The following is a 23274-nucleotide window of genomic DNA, read 5'->3' as shown; positions in this document are numbered from 1 at the left end:
GCAGACGCCCGCCGCATGACGAGGGATGGCGCGGCCCCCCGCGCGGTGCGAGCATGGAAGTGGTGCCGGCACCACTGCGCGCTCTCGCCAGGAGGTGGTCATGGCCAAGCAACTCGTCGTGTGCTGCGACGGAACCTGGAACTTCGCCGACCAGCCGAGCAGGACCAACGTGGCCAAGGTCGCGCTCTCCGTGCGCCCGGGGTACGCCGCCGGCCAGGAGCAACGCGTCTACTACCACAGCGGCGTCGGCACCCAACGGCGGGACAGGCTGCGCGGCGGCGCGTTCGGCATGGGCCTGTCCCGGAACGTCCTCGACGCGTACCGGTTCCTCGTCGAGACGTACGAGCCCGACGACGAGCTGTTCCTCTTCGGCTTCAGCCGGGGCGCGTTCACCGCCCGCAGCCTGGCGGGGCTCCTGCGCAACAGCGGCGTCCTGCGCCGGGACCACGTCGACCGGATCCCGCAGGCGTGGTCCCTGTACCGGGACCGTATCGAGCATCCCAACGGCGCGGCGGCCACGTTGTTCCGCCGCTCCTACGCGCGCGAGACCGAGATCCGCTTCATCGGAGTGTGGGACACGGTCGGCGCGCTCGGCATCCCGGTCCCGGACGCCGCTTGGCTCCAGCCGGCTGTGAACCGGTTCAACCACCGATGGGCCTTCCACAACACCGAGTTGAGCAGTCGGGTCAGAGCCGCCTTCCACGCGCTGGCCATCGACGAGCAGCGCTCCGCATTCCGGCCGGCCCTGTGGCACCAGCAGCCGGGCGCCGACAAGCAGGGACAGGAGCTCAAGCAGGTCTGGTTCGCCGGGGTGCACTGCGATGTCGGCGGCGGGTACAAGGAGACGGGCCTGTCGGACGTCGCCCTGCTGTGGATGGTCGATCAGGCCCGCAGACACGGGCTGCAGTTCGACTCGGACACGCTCAGCGAGGCCGGGCCCGAGGTGATGAGGCCCGAGGACAGCACCGACTTCCGGGTACGGCCGGATAGCTGCGGCGAACTGCACTCCTCGCGCACGGGTTGGTACCGGCTGGCCGAGCCGCTGCACCGGCCGCTCGGCGAGGCGGCGAACGACAGGGGCGGGCTCGACGGCAACGAGTTCCTGGCCGTGCCCGCCAAGGAGCGCCACGACCGGGACCCGGGCTACCGGCCGCCGGGGCTGGAACGGTATCTGGCCGCCCAGGAGCGGGTACGACTGGAGCCGGTGCTGCTCCCGGACCTCGCTGCCGGCCTGCCGCCCCTGCCGTCGGCGGCCCCCGAGCCGCCCGCTCCGATCGACGCCGAAGCGCCGAAGGGTCTCCACGAGACCCCGTGACGCCACGTCCGAGTCACCCTTCGGGTCCCCGTCCGGGTCAGGAGTCCCGAAGAGCAGGTCCTCGGGGGATGCGTCATCTTCACGGTCTGACCGTTGGCTACCTGCACGACGTGGGGCAGGCCCACGCACCGCCGGCCCGTGGACAGGACGGAAGAAGCGCGTGCCCGGCCCCCGCCCCTTCAGGGCCGGGCGCGGAAGGTCACCGGCGGCCGGACTTCTCCCGGCCGACGCGGTACAGCTCCTGCGAGGTGGCGATCAGTTCGCGTCGCTCCTTCTTCGACCCCACCATCGGCTGGGAGCCGTGCAGGGAGACCTGGGAGCTCTCGGGCAGGAAGCGGACCGTGATCAGCCCGATGACGCCGGCCGCCATGAGGTAGAACGCGGGCACCATGTCGTTTCCGGTGAGGCTGACCAGCGCCTCGGTGACCAGCGGCGTGGTACCGCCGAACGCGGCCACCGCGAAGTTGAAGCCGATGCCCATGGCGGCGTACCGCACGGCCGTGGGGAACAGCGCGGGCAGGGTCGCGGCGCTCGGCGCGGCGAAGCACGCCAGCAGGGTGGACAGGATGAGCACGCCGAAGATCGGGGGCCAGGTCCCGTCCATCTTGATCAGCAGGAAGGAGGGGACGGCGAGCACGATCATGGCCGCGGCGGCATAGCCGTACAGGGGGCGCCGGCCGATGTGGTCGCTGAGCTTGCCCAGGAAGGTGATCAGCAGGACGATCCACACCATGCCGATCAGCACGAGCACGTCCGCGGAGCTGCTGGAGCGGCCGAGGGTCTCGGTCTGGTACGTGGGCAGGAAGCCCGTGACCATGTAGTTGGTGACGTTGTAGAGCAGCACCAGACCCATGCAGATGAGCAGGGCCCGCCAGTGGTTCTTGACGATGGCCCTGAACTCGGTGCCCGCCGATTCCTTGGCGAGGCTCTGCTCGTGCTCGTCGAGCTGCTGCTGGAAGGCGGGCGACTCCTCCAGCTTGAGACGCATGTAGAGGCCGATGACGCCGAGCGGCCCCGCGATCAGGAACGGGACCCGCCAGCCCCACGACAGCATCTCCGCGTCGCTGAGGGCGAGGTTGAGCAGGGTGACCAGGGCCGAGCCCAGGGCGTAGCCGACGAAGGTGCCGAAGTCGAGCCAGCTGGAGAGGAAGCCGCGACGCCGGTCGGGCGAGTATTCGGCGACGAACGTCGTGGCGCCCCCGTACTCGCCTCCGGTGGAGAAGCCCTGCAGCATGCGGAAGAGCAGCAGCAGGATCGGCGCGGCGATGCCGATGGTGGCGTAACTGGGGATGAGGCCGATGGCGAACGTGCCGGCCGCCATCATGATCATGGTGGTGGCGAGCACCTTCTGCCGGCCGAGACGGTCTCCGAGGGGTCCGAAGACCAGACCGCCGAGCGGACGGACGACGAACGCCGCCGCGAAGGTGGCGAAGGACGACAGCACCTGAGCGGCAGGAGAGGCCCCGGGGAAGAACACCTTGCCGATGGTGGCGGCGAGGTAGCTGTAGACGCCGAAGTCGAACCACTCCATGCAGTTGCCGAGCGCCGAGGCGCCGACCGCCCTCCGCAGCAGCGGCGACTCGACGACCTGCACGTCCTCGTCGCGGAAGGGACGCTTGTTCCGCCTCAGCCTGCGCGTCAGGTCCTGGCGGACCTGCGTGGGCAGCCCGGCGATCTCGATCGGCCCGGACCGAGGTGGTTCGGGCTGCCCGTCGGTGAGTACGTCAGCCACTTGCAGTTCCTTACTCGTCTTGCGTGAGGCGCCCTGTGCGCACAGTGAGGCGCCAGGTGCTTTCCGTGCGTAAAGAGTCTGTTGCCCGCTTTCTCGTGGCGCACGCAGTGACCGTGGACACGCCGCCGCTCTCACGTCCGGCGGAGAGAACAGTGCTTCGGCACGGTGATCCGGGCGCAGCTCGGGGAGGAAACCCGCACGGCCGCACAGGACGCGAGGGCGTCAGTTTGCGGAAAGTAATCGGAATGAAGCGGCCGGAGCTCGGATCACCCGGGGCCGGGCGGCAGGTGGACCGTCATGATCAGGTGGCAGGTTCCTGCGCCCGCGCCGCGGTAGGTGTGGGCGGCGTCACCGTCGAACGTCGCCGTCTGCCCGGCCTCGACCGGGTACTCGACGCCGTCGACCACGAGCGCCATCTGCCCGGTGGTGACGCTGACGGTTTCCGTGACGCCGGCCTGGTGCGGGTGGCTGCGGTACTCCTCGCCGGGCTCCAGCGTCCAGCGCCAGACCTCGGTGGCCGCCGGGCCCCCGGTGGTCAGCATGAGCCGGGCCTCACCGCCGCGCTCCCCTTTCCACAGCGGCATGACGGCGTCGGCGCTCACCACTCGGACGCGTTCCTCGGGGCGGCCTTCCAGCAGGGTCGAGACGGAGACGCCGAGGGTGTCGGCGAGGCGGACCAGGGTGGCGAAGTTCGGATTGCCCTGGGCCTTCTCCAGTCCGACCAGGGCGCCCTTGCTGACCTTGGCGCGGCGGCCGAGCTCGTCCAGGGACAGCCCGGCCCGGGTACGGGCCGCCCTGACGTTGTGCGCGAGCGTGCGCAGCGCCGCCTCGGTCTCGGCCATCGCTTCGTCCTCCCAGCGGCATGAGTCACTGCACTGCACCGTGCGGTCGTTCGGTTGACGTATGCCGGTCGGTCCGCTGTACGGTGTAGTCGTTCTGTTGATGGTAAGGGATGTCCAGCGCGACCGGCTGCCGACTGATCGGTCCGCGACCGGCGCCGACACCGCCGTCGTCACCGCCGTCGTCACCGTTGCCGTCGCGGTCAGCCTCGTCGCCCCCGGCTGACGCCCGCACCTCCCCCGGAAGGGACCCCCCACGATGTTCATCCAGCCCTGGGACGCCGCCCTGGACGACGCCGAATGGCAGGCCTGGATCGCCGAGGGCCACGACTTCGGCATCCTCAGCGTCAACGGCCCGCCCGGCCGGGCGCCCGTCGTCGTGCCCACCCACTTCACCGTCGACGGCAGCGCCCTGCTGGTCCACCTCGCCCGCCCCAATCCCGTCTGGGAGACGCTCGAGGCCGACCCGAACGTCACCTTCACCGTCACCGGCGACTACGCCTTCGTCCCCGGCCCCTGGCGCGCCAAGCCCGGCACCCCGGCCACCGACGGCGTCCCGACCAGCTACTACGCGGCCGTCCAGTTCGCCTGCCGGGCCACGATCGTCGACGAGCCCGAGGCCAAGGCCGAGCTGCTGCGCCGCCAGGTGGCCTACTTCCAGCCCGAGGGCGACCACGCCGTCGTCGACCCCGACCAGCCGCCGTACGGGCGGATGCTGCCCGGCATCCGAGGCCTGCGCCTGGACGTCACCGAGGTCCGCGCGAAGTTCAAGTACGACGACCACAAACCGGTGGAGCAGCGCGCCGACACCGCCCGACGGCTCACCGAGCGCGCAACCGGCCTGGACGCGCCCACCGCGGCCCAGCAGCGCCGCCGCCTGGATCGCGTCGGCGTCTGGAAGGCCTGACCGCGCGCCGCCTCCCCACGCTCACGCACACCTGGAACGGACCCCCTGTGACCGCCTTTCGCATCAGCCCCGCCGTCGCCGACGCCTTCCCCGACGCCCTCATCGCCGTCGTCACCGCCACCGGCCTGCGCGGGCGCGAACCCTGGCCCGCCACCACCACCGCCGTCGAGGACCTGGAGCGGCAACTCGCCGACGGGGTCTGGCAGCCCGCCGACGAGAGCGACCCGCGCATCGAGGCATGGCACGCCGCCTACCGCTCCTTCGGCACCAACCCCCGGCGCGTGCGGCCCAGCGTCGACGCCCTCGGCCGCCGTCTGGCGAAGAAGGGCGTGCTGCCCCGGATCAATCCGGCCGTCGACTCCTACAACGCCGTCTCCGTCCGCCACGGCCTGCCCGCCGGCGCCTTCGACCTCGACCACGTCACGGGCGACGTCGAGATCCGCCGCGCCGACGGCGCCGAGACCTTCACCCCGCTCGGCGAGCCCGGGACCGTCGAGCATCCCCAGCCCGGCGAGATCATCTACACGGACGCCACCGACGTCCTCACGCGGCACTGGAACCACCGCGACGCCCACCGCACCCGCGTCACGGAGGACTCCGCCCACGTGGCCTTCGTCCTCGAAACCCTGCACGCCTCCCGTGACGGACACCTCCTCACGACCGCCGCGGACGAGCTGCGGAGTCTGCTGCGGCCGCACTGCGCGCAGTGCACCGTGCACTACCTCGGCCCCGCGCGCCCCGGCGCCGCCGCCTGACCGCCACCGCCTGACCCGCCCGCCCGCACGTGGCGGACGACGGGCCGCCTCAGCCGACCACCGGCTCCGGCTCCCACGGCCGTGGTCCGACGCCCTCCTGCCAGCGCAGGAGTTCCTCACCGTCCACGCACACGATGCCGCACTGCTGGGCGTACTCGACCGCGGGAGCGGTGAAGTCGCTGGTGGTGACGACGACGGCGACGTCGGCCTCGTGAACGGTGAAACAGGTGCCGCCGAACCGCTGCATGTCCTGGGAGCCGACCCGGTTGCTGTCGCAGTACCGCTTGCACTGGACGACGATCAGACGTCCGTCCGGCGTCCTCGCCATGACGTCGGCGCCCAGATCGCCGGCCCCGCCCACGACCTCCACGTCGAGACAGCCGTCGCGTCGGCACAGGTCGGCTATCGCCTGCTCGAACTCGTAAGGGTCCAGGGCCTCGTAGCCGATCTCCTCCGTGGCCGCGCAGGGCTCCTCCTCCGGCTCGACGAGAGCGACGGTGCGCTCCGGGTCGAGGCCGAGGCGGTCGCCACCCGACCGCGCTCGCGCGCCCGCTCCCGCCGCGGCCGGGACGGCGGCGGGAGCCGGCGCGGGAGCCGGTGCGGAGGCGTCGAGGGCGTCCACCGCCGTCCTGGTGGCCTCGTCCAGGGCTTTCGCGGCGCGACGCGCCAGCCTCGCCGCCGATATGCGGCGTCCTCCACGACGGCCGGCCGCCACGCTGCCGACGCCGACGAGGACGAGCGCGACGGCCCAGGCCGGACGGTGTTCGGCGGCCGCCGCCGCGGTGCGCGCGACCGTGCCCACCAAGGTCAGGAGGACGGCGAGAAGGGCGAAGTACAGGGCCGTCGCCCGAAGTTCGAACCGACGGGAGCGGCGCGCGGATCGCGAAGCACGGACGGATACGGCCATGGTGTTGCTTCCTCCCCTAGGACGCCAACGAAGATCGACAAGCGTCTTCCCGGGTACGGCGGGTTCTATCGGACCGGCGTGATCATCTCCGCCGTCGGCTGCCGGATCGTGCGGCGAGGCGCTCCTCCACGGCCCGCCGCTTTTCGACCGTGCACGACCCTGGAGGCGGTGGAGACGCCCCAGCAGCCGCACCTCCTCGACAAGGGGGACAACGGCGTCGTCCTGCAGTGCGCCTACGACTGCTGGGCGGACGACGTGACGGCCCGTCATGTGGACAACGGCTTCGGCCTGGTGGCCGCCTCAGCCTGCACCCTGCGCCGGACCCGGGTGGCGGGCCGCGGCTCCCACCACCCCTACTTCTGCCGGGAGGGATCGCACGACAACCTCGTCGAGGACTGCACCGTCGAGGAGCGCACCGTCCCCGGCCGGCCCGACACCCAGTTGCACGGCATCAACGTCGAGGGTCTGTCCCCGTACAACGTGTGGTCGCGGGGCGACATGCGGATGGGCACCTTCGACAGTCACCGCGGCCTGCCCCGGCGCGTGCCGTCGCCGCTGACCGAGACCGTGAAGCCGTACGGCTGCCGGCCGCCGGTGTCGCGGCGCGTCCAGGGAGAGCCGGTCGAAGGTCTTGCTCTCGCCGAGGTCGACGGTCAGGGACTGACCGGCGGCCTGGGAGCGGCCCGAGACGACGCGTGTGGAGGTGGCGACGGAACCGGTGGTGCGCGAGAGCACCGGCCCCCGACCGGTTCAGTGAATTCCCGGCGTGCGGGAACGTCGGCGTCCCGGGGCAACGCCCGTCCCGGGGGCGCGCGTGTCCCGGGGGCGCGCGTGTCCCTCCTGCCCCTGAATACGTCCCTGCCCCTGAATACGTCATGATCGAGACCGGGGTCCGTGACACCCGCCCCGGCCCCGGCCGGCACGGCCGCCGGGCCCGGCGGCTTCGTTTGCGGGCTCCTGGGCAGTCGGAAAGCGGACACCGCCCACCGGGGTGCGACCAGTCGATCAGGGAGATCATGAGCATGGCAGGATTGGAGCACTCGGGGACCCGCGGGACGCGGCGTCCGGCGGCGACGCCTGCCAACGCGCTCACCGACGCGCTCGAAGCCATCAGGACCGGGGCCTACGTCGTGGACGAGCAGGGCCGTGTCATCGCGATGAACTCCCTGACGCGGGAGCTCCTGGGCTGGGCCCCCGAAGACCTCCTCGGCCATGACGCGCACGACCTGCTGCACCGGGACCCACACGGTCACCCCCTGCCGAGGACCCAGTGCCGGATGCGGCAGGCCTTCCACGCCCGGCGCACGGCCCAGGCCGAGGAGGACCACTTCGCACGCAGAGACGGCTCCGTGCTGCCCATCTCATGGCTGATAACCCCCTTCGACCTCGTCGGCCTCGAACGCAGCACGCTCGTCCTGTTCCACGCCTGGCACCCCGCGGAGGCCGACTCGCCGCCGGAGCCCGCCGCCACGCTGCTGCCAGAACTCGAACGTCTCGCCCTGCTGGCCGCGACCACCACCCAGCTGACGTCCACCCTCGACGTCGACGAGGCGCTGCGGCGGCTGGTGACCCTGGTCGTGCCCCGGTTGGCGGACTGGGTCATCATCGATCTCATCACCGAGCGCGACGAGGTGTGGCGCACCGTCGTCGTCGAGGCGGACGGCACCGCCCTGGTGCGCCACGACGAGCTGCAGGGGCCGATGCCGCCGGTCCCCGAGGAGTCCCCGATGCCCCTGTCCAGGGCGCTGCGCGGGGTCGCCTCGACGCTGGCCGGGCCGCAGACCTACCAGGGGCCGCCGGACTCCGGCATCGCGGTCGAGCAGCGCCGCCTGTTCGACGCCACCGGCATCCACTCCGCGGCCATCGCCCCCATCCGCAGCACCCGCGCGGTCCTGGGCGCCCTGACCCTGGGCCGTGCCAAGCAGGACGGGAACTTCAACACCGTCGACCTCCCCCTGATCGAGGACATCGCCCGCCGCGCCGGCCTCGCCCTGGACAACGCCCGCCTCTACCAGCGGCAGCGCAAGGTCGCCGAGACCATGCAGAACCACCTGCTGCCCCAGATGCCGCGCGTGCCCGGACTGCAGATGACGGTCCGTTACCTGCCCGCGCCCGACGCCTCGCAGGTGGGAGGCGACTGGTACGACGCCTTCTCGCTGTCCGACGGGTCCACCGCGCTGGCCGTCGGCGACGTCGTCGGCCACGACCTCGAGGCGGCGGCCGGCATGGCCCAGGTCCGCAACATGCTGCGCGCCTACGCCTGGGCGCTGCCGGAGCCCCCCAGCCGGATCGTCGACCGCCTGGACGAGGCGGTCATGCACATCACCGACGTCGCCATGGCCACCCTCATCCTCGCCAAGGTCGAGGAGGCCGACGAAGGCCGCTGGAAACTGACCTGGACCAACGCCGGCCACCCACCGCCCCTGCTGATCAGCCACGACGGTCTGGCCGAATACCTCACCGACGGTCACGGCATCCTGCTGGGCACCGGAGCACGCCGGCCCCGCGCCGACGCCACGGTCCTGCTGCCTCCGGGATCCACCCTCGTGCTGTACACCGACGGTCTGATCGAAGAACCCGGCCACACCCTCGACCAGGGTCTGCACCGGCTGCGGCAGCACGCGGCCGCCCTCGCGCACCGCCCGCTGGCCTCCTTCACCGACCAGCTGCTGCGCCGGGTCCGCCCCGCCGCCAACGACGACGACGTCGCCCTTCTCGCCGTGCGGGCGCCCACCCGGGACTGACCCGCACGCTGCGCCGGAGAGATCGGCCCGGCGACCGCCGACGCGGCCGACACGTCGGAAGCCCGTCCCTCGCATCGAGGGACGGGCTTCGATCGTGCGGGACGTTCGTGGGGGGATCCCCGCGGCCCGCGGGATGTTCCCGGCTGCGGAACGTTCCCTACCGCTTCTCCCCCGCGGTGCGGGCCGTCCGCGCCGCGCGGCGACGCGCGCGGGTCACGAGTGGACGATACGGCGCACCTTGTCCACCGAGCCGCATGCCGCCTTCAGCTGACGCTCCCGCTCGGCCAGGAACTCCCCGCCGAGCTCCTCGCGTCGCTCCATGGCGACGTTCTCGCGGGCGCCGTTGAGGATGGTGCGCTCCTCCTCGTCGGCGTGGTGGGTCACCGCCTCGACGAGCTCCTCCAGCTTCTCGTCCCACTCCTCGGAGCCGACCTCGTCCACCTCCAGGAGCGCGAGGAGCGCCTTGTTGCCCTCCTCGTGCTCCTCCTCGCCGTGCTCGACCTCTTCGTCCTCGATCTTCTTGTAGCGCTTGAGGGCGGGATAGACCTTCGCCTCCTCCGCCAGCGCGTGCGCGATCAGCAGGTCGGAGAACTCCTTCAGGGCGGCAGCCCGGTCGGCTTCCACGCTGCGCATCAGGCGAAAGAGATCTTCCATTCTCCGGTGGTCCTGAAGAATGAGTTCGACGACGTCTCGTGTCTGGGCCATGGGAACCGGCTTCACTTCCGTACGAGGGGACCTTGCCGAAACCGTCTACCCCGACCGGCCGCCTTCAGTGATCAGGGTTTCGCCGCCGGGCCGTCGCCTTCACCCGTACGGACCTACCGGCGGAGCTGTGCCGTGCCGGTCGGCTCGTCCGCGCCGAGGACGCCCGACGTTTCCGTCGAGACGTGGGGGCGGCTCGCCGGGCTCCGGGCCCTCGGCTGCTCCGCGCGGCGCCCTCCCGGCACGGGGCCGGGGGGCCTTCGCGCGAGTCGCCCGGCGGCGGCCGGACCTCACACGACGGTCACCGGGTGCCGTACCACCGCGTCGAACAGGTAGCCCTGCTCGTTGGGCACGGCGACGTCCGGCTGGGTGCGGCCGGCCGTGTCCGTGGCGCGGGCCAGCAGGTGAGCCGCGCCGGGGGCGTCGGGCCGCCAGTCGACCGACCAGCGGGTCCAGGTGCCGGCACGCGGCCGGTCGTGCAGGCGCGCGGGCCGCCAGGTGGCCCCGCCGTCGGTGCTGACGTCCACCCGGCAGACGCCGCCCGCCCCCGACCACGAGCGTCCGCGCAGCACATGCCGGCGCCCCGCGGCGAACGTGGCCCCGCTCGCCAGCTCGAAGGCGCTCTTGGTGGTCTGACGGGTGAGCGGCGCGCTGCCGCCCGGCGGGTAGGCGGCGCCGAACAGCCGGTAGAACGTGGTGTTCCAGGGCGAGTAGAGCGGTTGTGCGGACACCTCGATGTCGCCGACCCACTTGATCGAGGCGATCCCCACCCAGGACGGCACCAGTACCCGCACCGGATGACCGTGGTCGGGGGGAAGCCGCTCGCCGTTCATCTCGTACGCGAGCAGGACGTCGTCCAGCGCCTTGGCCAGCGGCAGCGGACGCCGTACCCGGCCCAGGCTCTCGCCGCCGCTGAGGTACTCGGCGTCCAGGCCGCGCGGCTGCACGTCCACGGCGTCCCGGGACAGCCCGGCCCTGCGCAGCACGTCGGACAGGCGCACTCCGCGCCAGTGTGCGACGCCGATCGCCCCCAGCGTCCACGCGGTGCCGGGGACGGTCTCGCCCTGCTGTGTCGGGTAGAAGGAGCGGCCGTTTCCGGCGCACTCGACGAAGGCGGTGCGGGTGACCGCGGGCAGGGCGCGCAGATCGTCGTATCCGAACTCCACCGGCCGCTCCTCGCCCGGGGCGCCGCGCAGACCGCTCCCCCACAGCCGCAGCCGCCAGTCCTGTGCGTCGAGGACCGGCGTGGCGGTGTGGTTGCGCACGAAGAAGCGTTCGTTGGGGGTGTGGTGACCGGTTCCGCGCAGCGCCTCCCAGCGCGTCTCGGCGTTGGTGCCGCGCGTGATGAACCACTCGGGCGGGACCGGCTTGACGATCGGCCCGGGCGCGGCGTGGGCGGGGCTCGGGGCGCCCAGTGCGGTTCCGGCGGCGGTGGCGGCCAGCAGGGTGAGCAGCCGACGGCGGGAGACCCCGTCGGCCCTGGCCTCACCGGCGAGCCACTGACGCAGCCGGTGACGGTCGTAGTCGGTTTCCCGGCGGTGGCCGGCGGGGACGGTCGAAGTCATGGCGGTCCTCGTCGTGGTGGAGGGCGACAGCGCGAGACGGGTCGGCGCGCCGGGGCCGCCGACTTTCCGGCGCTTCCGGCGCGACGTACACAACTAGCAGAGGCGAACACAGGATCGGTGGAGCGTCGGAAGGGCCGCCGGAGGCGGGCGGTCAGGGGCCGTCCGGCACGGCGGGCCGGCCCCGCGGACGAGAGCCACGGCGCGGCGGCCGGCGAACGGCGCGGCCTGCCGACGCCCCGGCCCCGGGCGTCACGCACCTCACCGCTTGCGCCACTCCTCGGCCAGCAGTTCGTAGGACCGCACCCGGTCCGCGTGCCCGTGCGTGATCGTGGTGATCAGCGACTCATCGGGGCTGACGATGCGTCAGTCCGTCGGCGTCGGCGTGCACGTGCAGCACGGTGTGCCCGAGGGGCGCTCGTGCGCCGCCCGCTGTCACGGTGCTCATCCGGCGGCCGCCAGCAGGGCCGTGCGGCTGCCGAGGGCGTCGGAGAACTGGTCGACGACCTGTGCGAGAGCCTCGGCCGCGCCCCGGGCGACGGTCAGGGCCCCGTCGTCGCCCACCGTGATGTCCTTGTCCAGCGTGAACCAGCCCTGGACGATGTGGGCGGCGCCCATGGAACTGATCACCGGACGCAGCGCGTAGTCGATCGCCAGGACCTGCGCCGTGCTGCCGCCGGTCGCCGGCGGCAGAACCGTCTTGCCCGCCAGGGCGTACTGGGGCAGCAGATCGAGCAGCGATCTCAGCAGCCCCGAGCAAGCGGCCTTGTACACGGGCGTGCCGATCACGACGCCGTCGGCTCGGTCGAAGAGCGCGGCCGTCCTGACGATCGCCGGGTGCCGGAGGTCGGCGCCGAGCAGGGCGTCGGCGGGGAGGGTGCGGACGTCCAGGGGAACGACCTCGTGTCCCTGGTCCGTGAGCCGCCGGTCCAGGTGGCGCAGCAGACACGCGGTACGAGAGGTGGCGGAGGGGCTTCCGGAGACGGACAGGACGGTGGCCATGGCGGCCCCTTCGGGGAACGTGGGAGCGGTGGGAGATCGCGGTGGGCGGCCGGGGTCACGGCCCCTTGCGGCACCGTGCCCCCGTGGCGGCCGCGGCCCGGCGAGGGGCGCCCTTGGCGAGGGCGCGACGGTGACGGGGCCGGCCCCGCGCCCCGCGCGGCGGGCGTCGCCGCTCCCGCGGGGCCGCCGGGCGTCGTCACGGCCGTGCGCAGGCTCACCGGCCGGTCGCCTCCTCCCGGTGCGGAGCGGGCGGCAGGTTCTTCTCGAAGGGCAGCGGGCCGATGGTCTCCGGGTCGGCCTCGGTGTCGAAGAGCGGGGTGTAGCCGGTCGTCAGATACAGGGCCCGCGCCTCGGGCTGGCGCGGACCGGTGGTGAGGCAGACCCTGCGGTAGCCGCGCTCGCCCGCCGTGCGCTCCAGTTCGGCGACGACGCGCCGGGCCAGGCCGCGCCGCCGGTGGGCGGAGTGGGTCCAGATGCGCTTCAGCTCCGCGGTGTCGCCGTCGTACCGGCGGAAGGCCCCGCCCGCGACCGGCTCGCCGTCCTCCAGGAGCAGCAGGAGCACCCCGCCGTGGGAGGCGGTGAACTCCTCGTCGGGGTAGCGGGCGAGTTCGGCGTGGGCGTCCCGGCCGTAGCGGGCGGAGTACTCCTCGCCGAGTTCGCGCAGCAGTGGCCGCACCCGTGGGTCGGACACGGGGACTTCGACGACCGCCGGCCCGGTCGACATGGACGGCGGTGGCCCGACGGACGTCATCCGCCCACCGCCGCGAGGTTCTGCGTGCCGCGGACCGCCCGCTCGGCGTCGCGCCTGGCCACCTCCTCGCGGACCAGGGGGATCACGTGCCTGCCGAAGTCGATCGCGTCGCCGAGCAGGTCGTAGCCTCGCGCGGAGAGGATGTCGACGCCCAGGTCGTAGTAGTCGAGGAGCGCCCGGGCGACCGTCTCCGGGGTTCCGACCAGGGCGTTGGAGTTGCCCGCGCCGCCGGTGGCGGCGGCCGTCGGGGTCCACAGGGCGCGGTCGTAGCGCTCCCCGGCCTCGGCGATGGCGATGAGCCGCTGCGAGCCCGTGTTCTGCGGCTGCGCGCTGCCGTTGTGGCGCCGGGTGACCGGCTCGCCCTTCTCCTTGCGGGCCTTGATCGCACCGACCGTGCGATGGGCCTTCTCCCAGGCCAGTTCCTCGGTCGGGGCGATGATCGGGCGGAACGCCACCTGGAAGCGGGGGGCTTCGGCACGGCCCGCGGCCTTCGCGGCGGCCTTCACGGCCTCGATCTGCTCGGCGGTCCGGGCGAGCGGCTCGCCCCACAGGCAGTAGACGTCGGCCTCGGCGGCCCCGGCCGCGACCGCGGCGGGCGACGAGCCGCCGAACGACACGTTCGGGCGCGGCCGCTGGACGGGGAAGACGTCGCTGACGAAGTCGTGGAAGCGGTAGTGCTCGCCCTCGTGGTCGAAGGGCTCGTGGGTGGTCCAGATCTTCTTGACGAGGCCGATGTACTCGCGGGTGCGGGCGTAGCGCTCGTCCTTGGTGAGGGTGTCGCCCTCGCGGCCCTGTTCCCGGTCGTTGCCGCCGGTGATGAAGTGCACGGTGAGCCGGCCCTCGCTGATCTGGTCGAGGGTCGCGAACGTCTTGGCGGCGAAGGTCGGGTACGAGACGTTGGGCCGGTGGGCGAGCAGGATCTGCAGGCGTTCCAGTCGGCTCGCGATGTACGCGGCGGCGGGCGCGGGATCCGGTGACCCCGATCCGTACGCGAAGAGCACGCGGTCCCAGCCGTGGTCCTCGTGCGCCCGGGCGAGCCGGAGCGTGTACTCCTTGTCGAAGGCCGCGCCGGAGCGCGGGGTGGTCTCGGAGCCGTCGTTGGTGGCGGCGATGCCGAGGAACTCCACGGGCATGAACGGTTGCCTTTCCTCAGGTCCTCGGGGCGGTGCCGTGGGCGGTGTGCGGGCACGGCGAAGCCGGCCCGGGGCGGGTCGGGGCGGCGGCGCTCGGCAGGTGCCGGCGCCGGTGGGCCGTCAGGGGTGACGACGTCGGGGACCAGGCCACGACGCGGGCACGGGCGGCGGCTCGCGTCAGGTCCGGCGGGAGCCGTGACGGCGGTCAGTGCGGGGTCCGGGGTGTGTTTCGGCGCCGACGGGGGACTGCGCCGGCACAGGGCCGGTCCGGTCCGACCGGTCCGGTTCGTGCCGGGTCCGCCGAGGGAGGGAAGGGCCGGTCAGCGCGCCCGACGCCGCGTCAGGCGCAACACGCGGCGGACCACACACGACCGAAGTCGATGTGGTCGCGGGTGACCAGGCGCTGCTCGGCATACATATGAGTAATTGAGCAGGACATCTCGCTCCTCGTCAACCACGGCTCGGATGCCGGAAGGGTCGTGACCGCTTCGGGCGGACGATCGTCAGGTCCCCCCGTCCGGGGCCCGTTGACGGATCACGGCGGCGATGGCTAACGTTTCGACTGGCATTGAGTGTCAGCGTCAAGCCCTGGCTCGCTGACCGGCAACCCTCCGACGCGGTGGGGTGCTCCAGGTGAAAGCCCGGCCGGATCGCCGATCCGGCAAGCGCGCGGCCCCGCGACAGGGGTCCCGAGGACGGAGGGATGAGCATGCGGCCCAGCAGCGTCCCGAGCTCGTTCCCCGCGGTCGCGGCGTCCCTCTCCCGGTTCTCCCGCCGCCGCCACATCGATCTGCGGCGCACCACCAGCTGTCTGTGTCACGGCTGACCACGTCCCGCCGCTGACCCGTCGGTGCTGACCCGTCGGTGCTGACCCGCCGGCGCGTTCCTCCACCCCTTCTCGCTCTCCTCCCCCGAACCGTCGTCGTGCCCGGGGGAGCGACGCCCTCCCCCGCATCTCCGTCGTCCGCGCGTGCTTCGGCGCGCCGACTTTCGAGTAGGAGAACCATTTCCGTGACAGCGCATCCGGATTCCCGCCGTGGCCCCCGGTGGTCGGCGCTCACCGCACTTCTCACGACCAGCGCGCTGCTGACGGCCTGCTCGTCCGGCGCCAGCGCTTCGAGCGACGGCGGCGGACAGGCCAGGTCCGGCGGCGCCCTGACCTTCGCCGTGGGATCCGACGCCGGCTGCTCGGATCCGCAGCAGGTCGGCAGCAACGACACCATCTACTCCGTGCGCCAGCTCGTCGACTCCCTGACCGACCAGGACCCCAGGACGGGCAGGATCGTGCCGTGGCTGGCGAAGAGCTGGGACGTCAGCGCGGACGCCACGACGTTCACCTTTCACCTGAGACCGGGCGTCACCTTCAGCGACGGCACCCCGCTGACCGCGCAGACGGTCAAGGACAACTTCGACGCGGTGCCCCGGCTCGGTGCGTTGGCGACCTTGGCCCAGGGGTATCTCAGCGGCGTGCGGACCACCTCCGTGGTCGACCCGCTCACGGTGCGGGTGACGTTCAAGCAGCCCAACGCCCAGTTCCTGCAAGCCACTTCCACGTTCTCCTTGGGCATCGAGTCGTCCGCGAGCGTGAAGAGGACGCCGCAGCAGAGGTGCAGCCAGGGAGCCGTCGGCAGCGGTCCGTTCACCCTGAAGCAGTACGTGCAGAATCGTTCGATCACGTTGGTCAGGCGCGCCGGGTACGCCTGGGGCTCCGCGCTGTGGAACAAGAAGGGCGAGGCGTACCTCGACAGGCTGGTCTTCAAGGTGGTGCCCGAGGCGGGGGTGCGCACCGGCAGCCTGCAGTCCGGCCAGGTGGACGCGATCGGCAGTGTGGGCAGGGCCGACGAGGCGGCGCTCAAGGGCGGCCAGGTGAACCTGCTGGGGCGGGCCAACCCGGGCAACGTGTTCAACCTGGGGCTGAACAACTCCCGGCCGGCGCTCAAGGACGCCAACGTACGGCAGGCGATCCTGTTCGCCATCGACCGACAGCAGATCGTCGACGCCGTGTTCCCGACCGGGACGCGGCCGGCCACGAGCATCCTGGCGCACACCACCCCGGACTACGCGAACCTCGGCAAGGACCTGTCCCACAACGAGGCCAAGGCCAAGTCGCTGCTGGACGCCGCCGGTTGGAGGACCGGCGGGGACGGCATCCGGACCAAGGGCGGCGCACGGCTGAGCCTGGCCGTCACCTGGTTCGCCAACGCGGCCACCAACCAGCCCGCGCTGGAGCTGATCCAGCAGCAGCTCAAGGCGGTCGGCGTCGACGTCGTGCTCAGGGAACGGCAGATCAGCCAGTTCGCGACGACGCTGCAGTCCGGTGACTTCGACGCCGTATGGGGCAACGTGACCCGCGCCGACCCTGACATCCTGCGCAGCTCCTACTCCACGCGGCTGACCAACTTCTACCATCTGCCGGCGAGCCCGCTGGACTCGCTGCTGACCCGGCAGGCGGCGACCACCGACCCGGCCGAGCGCAGCGAACTGGTCGCGCAGGCGCAGCGGTTGATCGTGCGCAACGCCTACGTCGTGCCCGTGGTGGAGCTGCAGACACAGCTCGGGGCGGCGAAGAAGGTGCACGACCTCGACTTCGAGGCCTCCAGCCGGATACAGCTGCACGACACCTGGATCGGCTGACCGTGCGCCGCTATGTGATCAAACGCGTCGCGCAGGCGCTCGGGGTGCTGTGGGCGGCCTACACCGTCTCCTTCCTGGTGCTCGACTTCCTGCCCGGCGACCCGGTGTCGGCGATGGCCGGCGCCGGCGCGGAGTCCGGCACGGTCGATCCCGCGCAGCTGGCCAGGCTCCGGCACGCGTACGGCTTCGACAAACCGGTGCCGGTGCAGTATGCCGACCACCTCGGCGACGCGCTGCGCGCGGACTTCGGCGACTCGGTCTCGACCGGCCGTCCGGTGACGTCGACGCTGGGCGACGCGCTGCCGCAGACCCTGACGCTGACCGGTACGGCGCTCCTGCTCGCCGTCGTCCTCGGCGGCGGTCTCGCGTTGCTCGCCACCTACACCTCGCGCCGATGGCTGCGACAACTCCTGCTCTCCCTACCGCCGTTGGGGGTGTCGGTACCGACCTTCTGGGTCGGGTTGCTGCTCGTCGAACTGTTCTCCTTCCGGCTGCGGTGGTTCCCCGCGTTCGGCGACGACGGGCTGCGGGGCCTGGTGCTGCCCGCGCTGACCCTGGCGATCCCGACCGGCGCGCTGGTCGCCCAGGTGCTGGCCAAGAGCCTGCTCACCGCGCTGGACCAGGCCTACACGGAGACCGCCCGGGCCAAGGGCGCGGGCAGGGTGCGGATCCATCTGCGCCACGCGCTGCGCAACGCGTCACTGCCCGCACTCACGGTCGTGGGCCTGCTGGCCGGGCAGCTGATCGCCGGCTCGGTGGTCGTCGAGACCGTGTTCTCCCGCGACGGGCTGGGCCGGGTGACGGCCGCCGCGGTGACGGCCCAGGACATCCCGCTGGTGCAGGGGGTCGTGGTGTTCGCAGCGGTGGTCTTCGTGCTCGCCAACCTGATCGTCGATCTCGTCTATCCGCTCCTCGACCCGCGGATCGTGATGGCCACCGGCAGGAAGGGCAGGCTCGCATGACCCAGCCACTGGTGGACGAGGTCGCCGCCGGCGTCGCGCTCAGCCCGGCGCGTCCCGAGGCGTCCGGCGTCGCCGCAGGCCCGCGGCGACGGCTCGAACCACGGCGGGCGCTGCGGTTGTTGGTGCGCCGGCCGGGTCTGCCGGTCTCGGTGCTCGTCGTGTTCCTCGTGGTGCCGGCCGCGTTCTGGCCGGGTCTGTTCACCTCGCAGGACCCGCTGCGGGGAGTGCCGTCGCAGAACTTCCAAGGTCCCGACGGCGCCCACTGGTTCGGCACCGACGAACTGGGACGGGACCTGTTCTCCCGGGTGGTGCACGGCGCGCAGCTGTCGCTGAAGGCCACGCTGATCGCGGTGGCGGTCGCCTTCGTGGTCGGCGGTCTGATCGGCCTGATCGCCGGCTTCGTCGGCCGCTGGGTCGACGACGTGCTGATGCGCTTCGTCGACGTCCTGCTGTCGATCCCCGCGCTGTTCCTGTCCCTGGCGCTGGTCACGGCGCTGGGCTACGGAACGGTGAAGGTCGCGTTCGCGGTCGGGGCGGCGAGCGTCGCCGGTTTCGCCCGGGTGACGCGTGCGGAGGTGCTGCGCGTGCGGCAGGCCGTCTTCGTGGAGGCGTCCCGCTCGTGCGGGAGCCGCTGGTACTCGGTCCTCGGCCGGCACGTCCTGCCGAACGCCGCGGGACCGTTGATCGTCCTGGCGACCCTCGACTTCGGCACCTCCGTCCTGGCCGTGTCGTCGCTGAGTTTCCTCGGCTACGGGGCGCCGCCGCCCGCGCCGGAGTGGGGGACGTTGATCTCCGACGGGCGCGACTACCTGGCCAACGCCTGGTGGCTCACCGCCCTGCCCGGGCTGGTCATCGCCGCCACCGTGCTGGCCACCAACCGCATCGCGCGAGCGCTGGACGGCGAGGGGGCAGGCCGCCGATGACCGCCACCACGACGAACGACCCCGGAACGGGCGAGAACGTGACCACATCCGAGCACCCGCTGCTGGCGGTACGGGGCCTGTCGGTGTCCTACCGCACCCGCGGCGGCGCCGTACGGGCCGTACGGGGCGTGGACCTCGACGTGTGGCCGGGTCAGGTGACCGCCGTGGTGGGCGAGTCCGGTTCGGGCAAGAGCACGACCGCCCATGCCATCGTCCGGCTCCTGGCCGCGAACGGCGGCATCGACGCCGGGACGGTCCGCTTCGGCCGGCACGACCTCGCCTCGCTGTCCGAACGCGAGCTGCGCGCCGTCCGCGGCGCACAGATCGGCCTGGTGCCCCAGGACCCCACGGTCTCCCTCAACCCGGTCAAACGCATCGGCGAACAGGTCGCCGAGGTCCTGCGCATCCACCGGCTGACGACCCGCCGCTCCGCCCCGTCGGACGCGATCGCCGTCCTGGAACAGGCCGGGCTGCCCGACGCGGCCACCCGCGCCCGGCAGTACCCGCACGAGCTGTCCGGCGGGATGCGCCAACGCGCCCTGATCGCGATCGCCATCGCCGGCAGACCGCGGCTCATCATCGCCGACGAGCCGACCAGCGCCCTGGACGTCACCGTGCAGCGGGTCGTCCTCGACCACTTGCACAACCTCACCGAGGAGTCCGGCACGGCGGTGCTGCTGGTCACCCACGATCTCGGCGTCGCGGCCGACCGCGCCCAGCGGATCGTCGTCATGTCCGAGGGCCGCGTCGTCGAGGCCGGCCCCACCCGCGAGATCCTCGACGACCCCCGGCACGAGTACACCCGCCGGCTGCTGGCCGCCGCCCCGAGCCTGGCCGTCGCCCGGTCCGGGGCCACCGCACGCCCCCGGCCCGCGGCCGTGGCGCCGGCAGCTCCCGACGCGCCGCCGCTGGTCGAGGTCCGGGGCGCGGTCAAGGAGTTCCGGGTTCCCCGCACCGCCGGCTCGGCCGGCGCCGTGCGCGCGGTCGACGACGTCAGCTTCACCCTGCACCGGGGCCGCACGCTGGCCCTGGTGGGCGAGTCCGGCTCGGGGAAGTCCACCACCGCCCGCCTGGTGCTGCGCCTGACCGACCCGACCGCCGGGCGCGTCCTGTTCGACGGCGTCGACGTCACCACCGCACGCGGGGCATCGGCGCGGGAGTTGCGCCGCCGGGCCCAGCTCGTCTACCAGAACCCCTACGCCTCGCTCGACCCCCGGTTCTCCATCGGCGAGGTGATCACCGAACCGCTGCGCGCGTTCAGGGTCGGCGACCGCGCCTCCCGGCTCGCCCGGGCCCGGGAACTGCTCGGCCGGGTGGCGCTGCCCGCGTCGACGCTGGAGCGCCGGCCCGCGGAGCTGTCCGGGGGCCAGCGGCAGCGCGTGGCGATCGCCCGCGCGCTGGCCCTCTCCCCCGAGCTGGTGGTCTGCGACGAGCCGGTGTCCGCGCTCGACGTGTCCGTGCAGGCCCAGGTGCTCGACCTGCTCGCCGAGCTGCAGGCCGAGACCGGGGTGGCGTACCTGTTCATCTCGCACGACCTGGCCGTCGTGCGCCAGATCGCCCACGAGGTCGCCGTGATGCGCTCGGGCCGCATCGTCGAGACGGGCGCCGCCGAAGATCTCTTCGCCCGCCCCCGCCACGACTACACCCGTGAACTGCTCGCGGCCATCCCCGGCAGCCGTCACACGACGGCCGCCCCCCAGCACCGTCCCGGCCGCTGATCTCGAAGGAGCACACATGACCGTTCAGGACACCACCGCAGACCTGGCCGCGTTCACCCGCGACTGGCAGGAATGGCACAGCAGGCAGGAGGAACGGCTCGCCGACCCGCACGGGTTCCTCGCCGTCACCGGCCTGCACTGGCTCGGCGTCGAGCCCGAGCGCTTCCCGGACGCCCCGGGCGCCTGGTCGACCGGCCCCGACGGGGTCGTCGTCGTCCTCGACGACGGCGAGGAACTGGTCGTCGACGGCGTCGCCGTCCGCGGCGAGCACCGCTTCGGGGTCCTGCCCGAGCGCGGCGGAGTCAACGCGGTCTGGGGCGACGCCGTGATCGAGGTGGCCAAGCGCGGCGGTCAGGACATCGTCCGCCCCCGCCACCCCGACGCCCCGCTGCGCACCGGCTTCACCGGCACCCCCGCCTACGCGCCGGACCCCCGCTGGGCGGTGACCGGCCGCTACACACCGTTCGACGCGCCGCGGCCGACGACCGTGGGGGCCGCCGTCGAGGGTCTCGAGCACGTGTACGACGCACCGGGCCGGGTCGAGTTCGAACTCGACGGACGGTCCCTGTCGCTGACCGCGTTCCCCGGCCACGGACCGGACGGACTGCTGGTGCTGTTCACCGACGCGACCTCCGGGGTCACCACCTACGCCGCCAACCGGGCCCTCGCCCTGGACGCGCCCGCCGCCGACGGCACGGTCGTCCTGGACTTCAACCGGGCGGCGAACCTGCCCTGCGCCTACACCGATCTGGCGACCTGCCCGCTGCCGCCGGCCGAGAACCGGCTGCCCGTGGCGGTCGAGGCCGGGGAGAAGCTCCCGCACGAACGAGGCGGAGCCTGAGCAGCCGTGCCGAACGGGACGAGAAGACGACCACGACCAGGAGGGACGGATACCGCATGAGCATCCCCGCGATCGGCTCGCCGGCCTTTCCGACCCCGGGCGACTTCGCCGACGACGATCCGCGCACCGGCCTCGAGCACACGCTCCGGCTGTTCGAGGACGCTGTCATACCGCCCCTTGGGATCACCGGCCGCCGGGTTCCGAGCCGACCTGCTGCGGAGCGGGACACTGGAAGGCAGCGCACGCCCCTGCCCCTGTCCGGAGTGGTCATGACCTCGACCAGCGTTCCCGTGCCCGTCCCCGCGTCGTCCCGTTCCGGCCGGGACGCGTGGCGGCGTGGCGTCCGCCTCCTCGAACGCCTGCGCCTGCGCCCGCTGGCCCGTCCTCCCGCTCCGGTCCGTCCGCCGCGCGCCGCCCAGGTGCGGGCGCTGCTCGCGGTGCTGGAGGAGGCGGTGGCCGTCCAACGGCCCGCCGACGCGGCGGTGGCCGCGTGCGGTGCGCCCGGCCCCGTCCCGGGACAGACCGCCCGGGCCTGCAACGACGCCGGTTCGGCTCTGCTGCGCCTGCGTGCCAGGCTGCTGGAGCTGCCGCTCGCCGACGCCGACCTCGTGCGGGCGCAGGCGTATGCGGGGCGGCTGCTCTCCTACCACCAATGGATGGTGCGCCAGTCGGCCGACCTCGCGTACCGGGTGCACGCGGACGCCCGTACCGAGGCGGCCCGGTTGCAGGTGAACGGCCTGGGCAGGCCGGCGGACGAGCTGCGACGGCTGCGGGACGCCCTCCGCGAGGGCGGGACGCCCTGACGACCACCGGGTCCGCCCGGTCCACCCCCTCCGCAGGTCCGCAGGGACATCGCCGGCACTCCGGCCCTCGTCTCCGGCGGTCAGGAGTGGGAGAGAGCGAAAGAGACCAGGAAGCCGCACACGGTGATCAGTCCGATCGCCAGGTGGGCGTCCTCGAACGCCTCGGGGATCATCGTGTCCGCGACCATGGCGAGGATCGCCCCGGCCGCGACCGCGGTCACCGCGGCGATCACCGCGGGAGAGAAGGAACCGACGACGGTGTAGCCGAGGACGCTGGACACCGTGCTGGCCGCCGCGATCGCCGCCCAGACGCCGAAGACGTACTTCTTGGTGCGGCCCGCCTTCTTCATCCCGGCCGAACTGGACAGCCCCTCGGGCACGTTGCTGATGAACACCGCGGCCACCGTGACCAGGCTGACCGCGCCGCCGTCCAGCAGACTGACCCCGATGACCGCCGACTCGGGCACGCCGTCGAGCAGGGCGCCCAGCGCGAGCGCCGTCCCGGACCCGCTCTGCTCGGTCTCCGAGGGCTGCTTCCGCGCCTGTGCGTGGCCGGAGCGCTTGCGATGCCGCGCCCCCCGGCGGGCCAGCCACACATTGCCCCCGGTGTAGGCCAGCGCGCCGACGAGCGTGCCGACGGCCGCGGGAGTCAGTCCCGCCTCGTCGTACGCCTCCCCGACCAGCTCGAAGGAGACCGCCGACAACAGCACGCCCGCGCCGAAGGCCATCACCGTGGCGATCACCTTCTGCGGCACCCGCAGCCCGTACCCCAGCGCGGCTCCGATGAGCAGTGCCGAGCCCGCCACCAGCCCCCACAGTCCTGCCTGTACCACTTCAGCCATGTGGACCCGTCTACCCGTTTCGGATGTGGATCAACGAGCGACCGCGACCCGGCCGCTCAGGCAGCCGACGCGCCACACGCCGGGGCCTGTTACTCCGACCGTGTGTGAGAACCGCCCGTTCGGGCGCGTGTCGCCGCCGCCGGGGCCCGCCCGCCGCCGCGAATCGCCAGGATGGCCCTGACTCACGCATGGGCGGCGCACC

The 23274-nt window shown here is 72.8% G+C and carries 21 protein-coding genes, 1 pseudogene and 1 riboswitch; of the genes and pseudogenes, 13 read left to right on the top strand and 9 right to left on the bottom strand.

What is annotated here, in order from left to right:
* Positions 1 to 100: 100 nt before the first annotated feature.
* A complete protein-coding gene (locus ACFVYK_RS20825) occupies positions 101 to 1315 on the top strand; it encodes a DUF2235 domain-containing protein (RefSeq protein WP_389775990.1) in 1215 nt (404 codons plus the stop codon).
* A gap of 199 nt (positions 1316 to 1514) precedes the next feature.
* On the opposite strand, the gene ACFVYK_RS20820 is transcribed toward ACFVYK_RS20825, so the two are convergent.
* Both ACFVYK_RS20820 and ACFVYK_RS20815 read right to left on the bottom strand, forming a co-directional pair.
* Positions 1515 to 3047, bottom strand: a complete 1533-nt coding sequence (locus ACFVYK_RS20820; protein WP_389775988.1) for an MFS transporter — start codon at positions 3045 to 3047, stop codon at positions 1515 to 1517.
* Between the two features lie 266 nt (positions 3048 to 3313).
* Positions 3314 to 3889, bottom strand: coding sequence for a helix-turn-helix domain-containing protein (locus tag ACFVYK_RS20815; protein WP_389775985.1), 576 nt, complete (start codon positions 3887 to 3889; stop codon positions 3314 to 3316).
* Positions 3890 to 3986: 97 nt separating this feature from the next.
* Between ACFVYK_RS20815 and ACFVYK_RS20810 the strand changes: the two genes are divergently transcribed.
* The 3 genes from ACFVYK_RS20810 to ACFVYK_RS20800 are packed head-to-tail and all read left to right on the top strand — an operon-like array spanning position 3987 to position 5548.
* Positions 3987 to 4112: a hypothetical protein gene (locus ACFVYK_RS20810; RefSeq protein ID WP_389775982.1), complete on the top strand. Its 126-nt coding sequence runs from the start codon at positions 3987 to 3989 to the stop codon at positions 4110 to 4112.
* 33 nt (positions 4113 to 4145) lie between these two features.
* The gene (locus tag ACFVYK_RS20805; RefSeq protein WP_389775980.1) at positions 4146 to 4793 is read left to right on the top strand and encodes an FMN-binding negative transcriptional regulator; all 648 of its coding nucleotides are present in this window, start codon (positions 4146 to 4148) and stop codon (positions 4791 to 4793) included.
* 47 nt (positions 4794 to 4840) lie between these two features.
* On the top strand, positions 4841 to 5548 hold the full coding sequence (locus ACFVYK_RS20800; protein WP_389775979.1) for a B3/4 domain-containing protein: 708 nt from the start codon (positions 4841 to 4843) through the stop codon (positions 5546 to 5548).
* A 49-nt stretch (positions 5549 to 5597) separates the two neighbouring features.
* On the opposite strand, the gene ACFVYK_RS20795 is transcribed toward ACFVYK_RS20800, so the two are convergent.
* Positions 5598 to 6455, bottom strand: a complete 858-nt coding sequence (locus tag ACFVYK_RS20795; RefSeq protein ID WP_389775976.1) for a restriction endonuclease — start codon at positions 6453 to 6455, stop codon at positions 5598 to 5600.
* Positions 6456 to 6611: 156 nt separating this feature from the next.
* On the opposite strand from ACFVYK_RS20795, the pseudogene ACFVYK_RS20790 reads away from it, so the two are divergent.
* Together ACFVYK_RS20790 and ACFVYK_RS20785 are read left to right on the top strand one after the other, a co-directional pair.
* Positions 6612 to 6992, top strand: a pseudogene (locus tag ACFVYK_RS20790) (hypothetical protein); the annotation flags it as partial.
* A gap of 485 nt (positions 6993 to 7477) precedes the next feature.
* Positions 7478 to 9199: a SpoIIE family protein phosphatase gene (locus ACFVYK_RS20785; RefSeq protein WP_389775973.1), complete on the top strand. Its 1722-nt coding sequence runs from the start codon at positions 7478 to 7480 to the stop codon at positions 9197 to 9199.
* A gap of 213 nt (positions 9200 to 9412) precedes the next feature.
* Here ACFVYK_RS20785 and ACFVYK_RS20780 read toward each other — a convergent pair whose 3' ends face one another.
* The 5 genes from ACFVYK_RS20780 to ACFVYK_RS20760 form a co-directional block, all read right to left on the bottom strand.
* Entirely contained in the window at positions 9413 to 9904 is a 492-nt protein-coding gene (locus tag ACFVYK_RS20780) for a hemerythrin domain-containing protein (protein WP_389775971.1), read from the bottom strand.
* Between the two features lie 287 nt (positions 9905 to 10191).
* Positions 10192 to 11466 carry a sulfite oxidase gene (locus tag ACFVYK_RS20775; protein WP_389775968.1) on the bottom strand — a complete coding sequence of 425 codons (1275 nt, stop codon included), beginning with the start codon at positions 11464 to 11466 and terminating at the stop codon, positions 10192 to 10194.
* Positions 11467 to 11907: 441 nt separating this feature from the next.
* Positions 11908 to 12465 (bottom strand): NADPH-dependent FMN reductase, encoded by a 558-nt coding sequence (gene ssuE / locus ACFVYK_RS20770; RefSeq protein WP_389775966.1) that lies wholly within the window; start codon positions 12463 to 12465, stop codon positions 11908 to 11910.
* A 214-nt stretch (positions 12466 to 12679) separates the two neighbouring features.
* The gene (locus tag ACFVYK_RS20765) at positions 12680 to 13216 is read right to left on the bottom strand and encodes a GNAT family N-acetyltransferase (RefSeq protein WP_389775964.1); all 537 of its coding nucleotides are present in this window, start codon (positions 13214 to 13216) and stop codon (positions 12680 to 12682) included.
* Entirely contained in the window at positions 13213 to 14349 is a 1137-nt protein-coding gene (locus ACFVYK_RS20760; RefSeq protein ID WP_389775962.1) for an LLM class flavin-dependent oxidoreductase, read from the bottom strand. Before ACFVYK_RS20760 ends, ACFVYK_RS20765 begins: the two co-directional genes overlap by 4 nt.
* 564 nt (positions 14350 to 14913) lie before the next feature.
* Positions 14914 to 15023, top strand: a riboswitch (SAM riboswitch).
* A gap of 29 nt (positions 15024 to 15052) precedes the next feature.
* On the opposite strand from ACFVYK_RS20760, the gene ACFVYK_RS20755 reads away from it, so the two are divergent.
* The 7 genes from ACFVYK_RS20755 to ACFVYK_RS20725 all read left to right on the top strand — a co-directional run bounded on the left by ACFVYK_RS20755 (position 15053) and on the right by ACFVYK_RS20725 (position 22230).
* Positions 15053 to 15175: a putative leader peptide gene (locus tag ACFVYK_RS20755; protein ID WP_389775960.1), complete on the top strand. Its 123-nt coding sequence runs from the start codon at positions 15053 to 15055 to the stop codon at positions 15173 to 15175.
* 185 nt (positions 15176 to 15360) lie between these two features.
* Positions 15361 to 16983, top strand: a complete 1623-nt coding sequence (locus ACFVYK_RS20750; RefSeq protein WP_389775959.1) for an ABC transporter substrate-binding protein — start codon at positions 15361 to 15363, stop codon at positions 16981 to 16983.
* A 2-nt stretch (positions 16984 to 16985) separates the two neighbouring features.
* On the top strand, positions 16986 to 17945 hold the full coding sequence (locus ACFVYK_RS20745) for an ABC transporter permease (protein ID WP_389775957.1): 960 nt from the start codon (positions 16986 to 16988) through the stop codon (positions 17943 to 17945).
* Positions 17942 to 18868 carry an ABC transporter permease gene (locus ACFVYK_RS20740; RefSeq protein ID WP_389775955.1) on the top strand — a complete coding sequence of 309 codons (927 nt, stop codon included), beginning with the start codon at positions 17942 to 17944 and terminating at the stop codon, positions 18866 to 18868. Before ACFVYK_RS20745 ends, ACFVYK_RS20740 begins: the two co-directional genes overlap by 4 nt.
* On the top strand, positions 18865 to 20586 hold the full coding sequence (locus tag ACFVYK_RS20735; protein ID WP_389775953.1) for a dipeptide ABC transporter ATP-binding protein: 1722 nt from the start codon (positions 18865 to 18867) through the stop codon (positions 20584 to 20586). Before ACFVYK_RS20740 ends, ACFVYK_RS20735 begins: the two co-directional genes overlap by 4 nt.
* Before the next feature lie 16 nt (positions 20587 to 20602).
* Positions 20603 to 21427 carry a DUF1684 domain-containing protein gene (locus tag ACFVYK_RS20730; protein WP_389775951.1) on the top strand — a complete coding sequence of 275 codons (825 nt, stop codon included), beginning with the start codon at positions 20603 to 20605 and terminating at the stop codon, positions 21425 to 21427.
* Positions 21428 to 21483: 56 nt separating this feature from the next.
* A complete protein-coding gene (locus ACFVYK_RS20725) occupies positions 21484 to 22230 on the top strand; it encodes a hypothetical protein (RefSeq protein ID WP_389775948.1) in 747 nt (248 codons plus the stop codon).
* 80 nt (positions 22231 to 22310) lie between these two features.
* Here ACFVYK_RS20725 and ACFVYK_RS20720 read toward each other — a convergent pair whose 3' ends face one another.
* Entirely contained in the window at positions 22311 to 23072 is a 762-nt protein-coding gene (locus ACFVYK_RS20720; protein ID WP_389775945.1) for a ZIP family metal transporter, read from the bottom strand.
* Positions 23073 to 23274 lie beyond the last annotated feature (202 nt).

It is taken from the genome of Streptomyces sp. NPDC058291, from assembly GCF_042880855.1.
In the GTDB taxonomy this organism is placed as follows: Bacteria; Actinomycetota; Actinomycetes; order Streptomycetales; family Streptomycetaceae; genus Streptomyces.
The sequence above is the reverse complement of the archived record's forward strand: the minus strand, read 5'-3'. Positions and strand labels throughout refer to the sequence as shown.

Coding starts and splice junctions, on each gene's coding strand:
- ACFVYK_RS20775 (WP_389775968.1), bottom strand. CDS start 11,466: ATGACTTCGACCGTCCCCGCCGGCCACCGCCGGGAAACCGACTACGAC.
- ACFVYK_RS20815 (WP_389775985.1), bottom strand. CDS start 3,889: ATGGCCGAGACCGAGGCGGCGCTGCGCACGCTCGCGCACAACGTCAGG.
- ACFVYK_RS20760 (WP_389775962.1), bottom strand. CDS start 14,349: ATGCCCGTGGAGTTCCTCGGCATCGCCGCCACCAACGACGGCTCCGAG.
- ACFVYK_RS20785 (WP_389775973.1), top strand. CDS start 7,478: ATGGCAGGATTGGAGCACTCGGGGACCCGCGGGACGCGGCGTCCGGCG.
- ACFVYK_RS20765 (WP_389775964.1), bottom strand. CDS start 13,216: ATGACGTCCGTCGGGCCACCGCCGTCCATGTCGACCGGGCCGGCGGTC.
- ACFVYK_RS20735 (WP_389775953.1), top strand. CDS start 18,865: ATGACCGCCACCACGACGAACGACCCCGGAACGGGCGAGAACGTGACC.
- ACFVYK_RS20730 (WP_389775951.1), top strand. CDS start 20,603: ATGACCGTTCAGGACACCACCGCAGACCTGGCCGCGTTCACCCGCGAC.
- ssuE (WP_389775966.1), bottom strand. CDS start 12,465: ATGGCCACCGTCCTGTCCGTCTCCGGAAGCCCCTCCGCCACCTCTCGT.
- ACFVYK_RS20805 (WP_389775980.1), top strand. CDS start 4,146: ATGTTCATCCAGCCCTGGGACGCCGCCCTGGACGACGCCGAATGGCAG.
- ACFVYK_RS20755 (WP_389775960.1), top strand. CDS start 15,053: ATGAGCATGCGGCCCAGCAGCGTCCCGAGCTCGTTCCCCGCGGTCGCG.
- ACFVYK_RS20795 (WP_389775976.1), bottom strand. CDS start 6,455: ATGGCCGTATCCGTCCGTGCTTCGCGATCCGCGCGCCGCTCCCGTCGG.
- ACFVYK_RS20720 (WP_389775945.1), bottom strand. CDS start 23,072: ATGGCTGAAGTGGTACAGGCAGGACTGTGGGGGCTGGTGGCGGGCTCG.
- ACFVYK_RS20740 (WP_389775955.1), top strand. CDS start 17,942: ATGACCCAGCCACTGGTGGACGAGGTCGCCGCCGGCGTCGCGCTCAGC.
- ACFVYK_RS20780 (WP_389775971.1), bottom strand. CDS start 9,904: ATGGCCCAGACACGAGACGTCGTCGAACTCATTCTTCAGGACCACCGG.
- ACFVYK_RS20825 (WP_389775990.1), top strand. CDS start 101: ATGGCCAAGCAACTCGTCGTGTGCTGCGACGGAACCTGGAACTTCGCC.
- ACFVYK_RS20725 (WP_389775948.1), top strand. CDS start 21,484: ATGAGCATCCCCGCGATCGGCTCGCCGGCCTTTCCGACCCCGGGCGAC.